Annotated in this window: 7 protein-coding genes; 3 read left to right on the top strand and 4 right to left on the bottom strand. The window is 72.1% G+C overall.

The genetic code is table 11. The features are described 5' to 3' along the window. Positions 1-220 precede the first annotated feature (220 nt). On the bottom strand, positions 221-1,663 hold the full coding sequence (locus AC0680_RS21110; protein WP_478630868.1) for an NAD(P)H-quinone dehydrogenase: 1,443 nt from the start codon (positions 1,661-1,663) through the stop codon (positions 221-223). 140 nt (positions 1,664-1,803) lie between these two features. Here AC0680_RS21110 and AC0680_RS21105 point away from each other — a divergent pair, with 140 nt between their 5' ends. The 3 genes from AC0680_RS21105 (at position 1,804) to AC0680_RS21095 (ending at position 5,274) form a co-directional block, all read left to right on the top strand. Next, positions 1,804-2,241: a gamma-glutamylcyclotransferase family protein gene (locus tag AC0680_RS21105; protein ID WP_384442678.1), complete on the top strand. Its 438-nt coding sequence runs from the start codon at positions 1,804-1,806 to the stop codon at positions 2,239-2,241. A gap of 152 nt (positions 2,242-2,393) precedes the next feature. Further along, positions 2,394-3,215, top strand: a complete 822-nt coding sequence (locus tag AC0680_RS21100) for a purine-nucleoside phosphorylase (protein ID WP_384442674.1) — start codon at positions 2,394-2,396, stop codon at positions 3,213-3,215. Positions 3,216-3,579: 364 nt separating this feature from the next. Next, on the top strand, positions 3,580-5,274 hold the full coding sequence (locus AC0680_RS21095) for a phospho-sugar mutase (protein ID WP_478630863.1): 1,695 nt from the start codon (positions 3,580-3,582) through the stop codon (positions 5,272-5,274). Positions 5,275-5,357: 83 nt separating this feature from the next. On the opposite strand, the gene AC0680_RS21090 is transcribed toward AC0680_RS21095, so the two are convergent. The 3 genes from AC0680_RS21090 to AC0680_RS21080 are packed head-to-tail and all read right to left on the bottom strand — an operon-like array spanning position 5,358 to position 6,648. After that, positions 5,358-5,567 carry a DUF397 domain-containing protein gene (locus AC0680_RS21090; protein ID WP_478630861.1) on the bottom strand — a complete coding sequence of 70 codons (210 nt, stop codon included), beginning with the start codon at positions 5,565-5,567 and terminating at the stop codon, positions 5,358-5,360. Beyond that, positions 5,564-5,773 carry a DUF397 domain-containing protein gene (locus tag AC0680_RS21085; RefSeq protein WP_478630858.1) on the bottom strand — a complete coding sequence of 70 codons (210 nt, stop codon included), beginning with the start codon at positions 5,771-5,773 and terminating at the stop codon, positions 5,564-5,566. Before AC0680_RS21085 ends, AC0680_RS21090 begins: the two co-directional genes overlap by 4 nt. Beyond that, positions 5,770-6,648, bottom strand: coding sequence for a helix-turn-helix domain-containing protein (locus tag AC0680_RS21080; RefSeq protein ID WP_478630856.1), 879 nt, complete (start codon positions 6,646-6,648; stop codon positions 5,770-5,772). The genes AC0680_RS21085 and AC0680_RS21080 overlap by 4 nt, the downstream gene beginning before the upstream one ends. Positions 6,649-6,726 lie beyond the last annotated feature (78 nt).

The raw sequence follows: 6,726 nt of genomic DNA, 5'->3' as shown, positions 1-6,726 counted from the left end.
GCGGGTGGGTCGAAGACCGGCAAAGCTGCCGGGCGGCCCCGCGTTTTTGTTTCTGGGTCGTCCTCTTTGGCGGCGGGTGTGGCGGCGGTTCCCCCCCGCAGCCGGGCCGCCGGCCCGTGCAGGCACGTTTCATCCCCAGTGCTCACTGGGGGCACAAAGTTTTCAATCGCCAATGGGCGCCGGGGTGTCGCTTCTTTATCGGTTGCCTGTCGGACAGGCCCTACTCGCCGGTCTTACGGGAGTGCAACTGGCGGGCGACCTCGGCGATCGAGCCGGACAGCGACGGGTAGACCGTGAAGGCGCTGGCGATCTGCTCGACGGTCAGATTGTTGTCGACCGCGATCGAGATGGGGTGGATCAGCTCGCTGGCGCGCGGGGAGACCACCACACCGCCGACGACGATGCCCGTGCCCGGACGGCAGAAGAGCTTCACGAAACCGTCGCGGATGCCCTGCATCTTCGCGCGCGGGTTGCGCAGCAGCGGCAGCTTCACCACCCGGGCGTCGATCCGGCCGCTGTCGACGTCGGCCTGGGAGTAGCCGACGGTGGCGATCTCGGGGTCGGTGAAGACGTTCGCGGAGACGGTCTTGAGGTTCAGCGGGGTCACCGCGTCGCCGAGGAAGTGGTACATCGCGATCCGGCCCTGCATCGCGGCGACGGACGCCAGCGCGAAGACGCCGGTGCAGTCGCCGGCCGCGTACACGCCGGGGGCTGTGGTGCGCGAGACCTTGTCGGTCCACACGTGGCCGGAGTCCTTGAGCTTGACGCCGGCCGCCTCCAGGCCGATGCCCTCGGTGTTGGGGATCGAGCCGACCGCCATCAGGCAGTGCGTACCGGAGATCGTCCGGCCGTCGGCGAGGGTGACCTCGACGCGGTCGCCGACCCGCTTGGCGGACTGCGCCCGCGAGCGCGCCATGACGTTCATGCCGCGGCGGCGGAAGACGTCCTCCAGTACGGCGGCGGCGTCCGGGTCCTCACCCGGCAGCACGCGGTCACGGGAGGAGACGAGGGTGACGCGGGAGCCGAGCGCCTGGTAGGCACCGGCGAACTCGGCGCCGGTGACACCGGAACCGACCACGATGAGCTCCTCGGGCAGCTCGTCGAGGTCGTAGACCTGCGTCCAGTTCAAGATCCGCTCGCCGTCGGGCAGCGCGTCGGGGATCTCGCGGGGGTGCGCGCCCGTGGCGATCAGCACCGCGTCCGCGATCAGGCCCTCGGACGTGCCGTCGGCGGCGGTCACCGTCACCTTGCGCGAACCGTCCGGCGCCTGGCCCGGCTCCAGCCGGCCGCGGCCGCGCATGACCCGGCCGCCGGCGCGGGTCACGGAAGCGGTGATGTCATGCGACTGGGCGAGCGCCAGGCGCTTGACGCGCCGGTTGACCTTGCCGAGGTCGACGCCGACGACCCGGGCCGGCCGGTCGATGTGCGGCGTGTCGTCCTCGACGATGATGCCCAGCTCCTCGTACGAGGAGTCGAAGGTCGTCATCACCTCGGCCGTGGCGATGAGGGTCTTCGACGGCACGCAGTCGGTGAGCACCGACGCCCCGCCCAGACCGTCGCAGTCGACGACGGTCACCTCCGCGCCGAGAGAGGCCGCCACCAGGGCTGCTTCGTATCCGCCGGGTCCGCCACCGATGATCACGATCCGAGTCACGTACTCCATTGTCCCGCACGCCCGAAGCTCCCTCTCGCCCGGGGGCGCCGTGTGCGCCCCGCAGCCGCCCGGACGCCCTCCGCACCGCCCCCTCGTACGAACCTCCGGTACCACGAGCCCGGCGGGCAACCTCCCGTACCCTCGGAACCATGTCGCTCTACGCCGCGTACGCCGGCAACCTCGACGCGCGGCTGATGTCCCGCCGCGCACCGCACTCGCCGCTGCGCGGCACCGGCTGGCTCAACGGCTGGCGGCTGACCTTCGGCGGCGAGCAGATGGGCTGGGAGGGCGCGCTGGCGACGGTCGTCGAGGACCCGGGTTCCCAGCTCTTCGTCGCGCTCTACGACGTCGCCCCCATGGACGAGGAGTCCCTGGACCGCTGGGAGGGCGTCGGCATGGAGATCTACCGGCGGATGCGGGTGCGGGTGCACACCCTCGAAGGCGACGAGACGGCCTGGATCTACGTGCTCAACGGCTACGAGGGCGGACTGCCCTCCGCCCGCTACCTGGGCGAGATCGCGGACGCCGCCGAGTCGGCCGGCGCCCCGCACGACTATGTGATGGAGCTGCGCAAGCGGCCCTGCTGAGGAGCGGCCGGGGCCGGGGCCGGGACGCGGCCGTACGGGTGTCGCGACGCGCCCGGGCGACGGGCGTTTGGCAAATGCCACAAGACAACGATCCCAGCACCGTGGGCAGCGACATCTACGCGCGTAGGGGATTAGCGGCTACCCTCGTCCGCGTGAACGCATCTGTTACCCCGGACATCGCGCGCGACCCGCAGGGCGCCGCCGCCGACGCCGCCGCCCGCCTGCGGGAGCTGACCGGCGCCGAGACCCACGACGTCGCCCTGGTGATGGGCTCCGGCTGGGCCCCGGCCGCCGAGGCCCTGGGCGCGCCCGAGCACGAATTCCCCGTCACCGAGCTGCCCGGCTTCCCGCCCCCGGCCGTCGCCGGCCACGGCGGCAAGATCCGCTCCTACCAGGTCGGCGCCAAGCGGGCGCTGGTCTTCCTGGGCCGCACCCACTACTACGAGGGCCGCGGCGTGGCCGCCGTCGCGCACGGTGTCCGCACCGCCGTGGCGGCCGGCTGCAAGACCGTCGTGCTCACCAACGGGTGCGGTGGTCTGCGCGAGGGCATGCGCCCCGGCCAGCCGGTCCTGATCAGCGACCACCTCAACCTCACCGCCACCTCCCCGATCGTCGGCGCGAACTTCGTCGACCTGACCGACCTGTACTCGCCGCGGCTGCGCGCGCTGTGCAAGGAGGTCGACCCGAGCCTGGAGGAGGGCGTCTACGCCCAGTTCCCCGGCCCGCACTACGAGACCCCGGCCGAGATCAAGATGATCCGCACGCTGGGCGCCGACCTGGTCGGCATGTCCACCGTCCTGGAGGCCATCGCCGCCCGTGAGGCGGGCGCCGAGGTGCTCGGCCTGTCCCTGGTGACGAACCTCGCCGCGGGCATGACGGGCGAGCCGCTCAACCACGAGGAGGTGCTCCAGGCCGGCCGCGACTCCGCGACCGCGATGGGCAGCCTGCTCGCCCAGGTGCTCGGCAAGCTCTGAGCCACCGCGGCGCCGTGAGCGCCACGGTCACGGACACGGCGGGTGCGTGGGTGGGGGGGGGGGGGGGGGGGGGGGGGGGGGGGGGGGGGGGGGGAAGAAAGCAAAAAGCCCCCACACACCACCCCCCCCCCCCCCCGCGCCCGACTACTCCACCGTCCCGCCGCTTTCCCCCCCCCCCCCCCCCCCCCCCCCCCCCCCCCCCCCCCCCCCCCCCCCCCCCCCACCGCCCGCCCCGCGACCCGCCAATGGCCGGTTCTGCGGCTCCCTTCCCGTACGTACGGGGTAAGCGTGACGAGCCGGGACCAGCCCCCGCTCAAGGGCACCCCCAGCGCCCCCCACCCGTATCCACCGTCAGGAGCATCACGTGGCTACCGATCCCGCGGAGCTGATCAACCAGGCCCAGGCATGGCTGGCCGAGGACCCCGACCCGGAGACCCGGGACGAGCTGTCCAAGCTCATCGAAGCCGCCGACGACGCCGACCTCGCGGCGGAGCTGGCCGCTCGGTTCGCCGGCACCCTGCAGTTCGGCACCGCCGGGCTGCGCGGTGAGCTGGGCGCGGGCCCGATGCGGATGAACCGCTCGGTGGTCATCCGGGCCGCGGCCGGCCTCGCCGCGTACCTCAAGGCCAAGGGCCAGGGCTCGGGACTGGTCGTCATCGGCTACGACGCGCGCCACAAGAGCGCCGACTTCGCCCGCGACACCGCCGCCGTGATGATCGGCGCGGGCCTGCGCGCCGCGCTGCTGCCGCGCCCGCTGCCCACGCCCGTACTGGCCTTCGCGATACGGCACCTGGGCGCGGTCGCCGGCGTCGAGGTCACCGCCAGCCACAACCCGCCGCGCGACAACGGCTACAAGGTCTACCTGGGCGACGGCTCGCAGATCGTGCCGCCCGCGGACGGCGAGATCGCCGCCGAGATCGCCGCGGTCCGCTCGCTGGCCGACGTACCGCGCCCCGAGTCCGGCTGGGAGACGCTCGACGACACCGTCCTCGCGGCCTACCTGGCGCGCACCGACGCCGTGCTGACCCCCGGCTCCCCCCGGGACGTGAAGGTCGTCTACACGCCGATGCACGGCGTCGGCCGCGACACCCTCCTCGCCGCCTTCGACCGGGCCGGCTTCCCGGCCCCCGCGGTCGTCGCGGAGCAGGCCGAGCCGGACCCGGACTTCCCGACGGTCGCCTTCCCCAACCCGGAGGAGCCGGGCGCGATGGACCTCGCGTTCGCCACCGCCCGGTCCCAGGGCGCCGGCGGGGTGGACATCGTCATCGCCAACGACCCCGACGCGGACCGCTGCGCCGTCGCCGTCCCGGCCCCCGGCACGCCCGAGGGCTGGCGGATGCTGCGCGGCGACGAGGTCGGCGCACTGCTCGCCGCCCACCTGGTCGCCAAGGGCGCCGCCGGCACCTTCGCCACCACGATCGTCTCCTCCCAGCTGATGTCCCGCATCGCCGCCGGCGCCTCGCTGCCGTACGAGGAGACGCTGACCGGCTTCAAGTGGCTGGCCCGGGTGAACGGCCTGCGCTACGCCTTCGAGGAGGCGCTCGGCTACTGCGTCGACCCGCAGGGCGTACGCGACAAGGACGGCATCACCGCCGCCCTGCTGATCGCCGAACTGGCCGCGGAGCTGAAGGCGGCCGGGCGCGGCCTGCCGGACCTGCTGGACGAGCTGGCCGTGCAGCACGGTCTGCACGCCACCGACCAGCTCTCGGTCCGCGTCGAGGACCTGTCGCTGATCTCCGACGCGATGCGCAGGCTGCGCGAGCAGCCGCCGACCTCGCTGGCGGGCCTGACCGTGCACCGCGCCGACGACCTCAACGAGGGCACCGAAGCGCTGCCGCCGACCGACGGCCTGCGCTACTACCTCTCCGGCGCACCGGAGGCCGGCATCGAGGCCGCCCGCGTCGTGGTCCGCCCCAGCGGCACCGAGCCCAAGCTCAAGTGCTACCTGGAGGTCGTGGTGCCGGTGGAGTCGGCCGACGGGCTGCCGGAGGCCCGGGGCCGGGCGGCCGGGACACTGGCGGCCATCAAGGAGGATCTGTCTACGGCGGCGGGGATCTGAGAGCTTCCTGCTCTTCCCACGCCATGCGCCCCGCTCCCGGGTTCACCGGGGACGGGGCGCGTTGCGTTCGGTCGTCTTCAGCTTCAGCGCTCGACCACGTACGTCACGAAGTCGGCCCACGCGCCGGGCGTGAAGCCGAGGCGCGGCCCCTGGGTGTTCTTGGAGTCGCGGACGTGGATGAGGCCGGGGGCGCTGGCGACTTCGACGCAGTCGTTGGGGTTGCTGCTGTCGCTGTAGCTGCTCTTGAACCACTGCAGCTCGGAACCATCCCCGGTGGAAAGCTTGTGGATCATGTTTCTCCCACGTATGTCACGAAGTCGGCCCACACGGCCGGCGTGAACACGAGCTGCGGGCCCGGCTTGTCCTTGGAGTCACGGATGTGCACCGCGCCGGAGGAAGTCGCCACCTCGACGCAGTCGTTGCCGTCACCGCTGTCGCTGTAACTGCTCTTGAACCACTCCAGGTCGGAACGGTCCCCGGCAGAAAGCTTGCGGATCATGTTTCCCCCAGCACTTGCTCGATGAAGGCCAGTGACTCCCGTGGCGTGAGAGCGTGAGCCCGGATCATCCCATAGCGCAGCTCAAGGATCCTGAGGTGCTTCGGGTCTGAGACCGCACGACCGGCGAACGCCCCTTCGGATCGGCCCACCGCCGTGCCGTCCGGGAACTTCAGCACCTGGATCCGCCCACCGGTCCCAGGGTGCTCCTCGCAGTTAGTCGGCATCACCTGGATCGACACATTCCGCAACTGCCCCACTTCCAATAGGTGTTCGAGTTGTCGGCGCATCACCATTGTGCCCCCAACTGGGCGCCGAAGGGTCACCTCCTCCTGCACGAAGCTGAGCACCGGTGCAGGGGAACGCTCGAAAATGGACCGTCGAGCCATCCGAGCAGCCACCATGCGGTCCATCTCGTCCGCTGAATAGGCAGGTAGCCACCCGGCGAACAGAGCGCGCATGTGCTCCTCCGTCTGTAGCAATCCGTGGATGTTGTGGTTGCCGTACGCCTCGACCTCGACTGCCCTGGCCTCCAACTTCGCCAGGTCCCGTACCTTCTTCGGATACCGGGCCTCCGCCACATCCCGCTTCATGGCGGCCAGCTTCCCGCCCGCCCCCAACACCTCGTCCGCCCTGTCCAGGAACTCCGGCCGGGGGATGCGCCGCCCACCCTCCACCTTGTAGATCAGGTCCTCCCCGTACCCAATCGCCGCCCCGAACTCCGCGGCCCGCAGCCCGGCCGCCTCGCGCCACGCCTTGAGCTGGCGGCCCACCGTCGCGACCACCGCCGCCCCCGACTCGTCGTCCGGATCGACGTCCCAGCCCGGCTCGTCCTCCCCGGTCTCCCCGGTCCCCACGCCCTCGCCGTCCACGCTCATCCGCGCCCACCTCCGAGATCCGTTCCAGGTCAACGCCCCGACTCACCGCGATGTCACTCCGGACAGCCGGGACAGCAC

The organism is Streptomyces sp. NPDC043738, from assembly GCF_056436545.1.
This window is presented reverse-complemented; position numbering and strand designations above follow the sequence as displayed.

Excerpts from the sequence above, each read along its gene's own strand:
- AC0680_RS21110 (WP_478630868.1), bottom strand. The coding sequence starts at position 1,663 with ATGGAGTACGTGACTCGGATCGTGATCATCGGTGGCGGACCCGGCGGA.
- AC0680_RS21105 (WP_384442678.1), top strand. The coding sequence starts at position 1,804 with ATGTCGCTCTACGCCGCGTACGCCGGCAACCTCGACGCGCGGCTGATG.
- AC0680_RS21090 (WP_478630861.1), bottom strand. The coding sequence starts at position 5,567 with ATGATCCACAAGCTTTCCACCGGGGATGGTTCCGAGCTGCAGTGGTTC.
- AC0680_RS21085 (WP_478630858.1), bottom strand. The coding sequence starts at position 5,773 with ATGATCCGCAAGCTTTCTGCCGGGGACCGTTCCGACCTGGAGTGGTTC.
- AC0680_RS21080 (WP_478630856.1), bottom strand. The coding sequence starts at position 6,648 with ATGAGCGTGGACGGCGAGGGCGTGGGGACCGGGGAGACCGGGGAGGAC.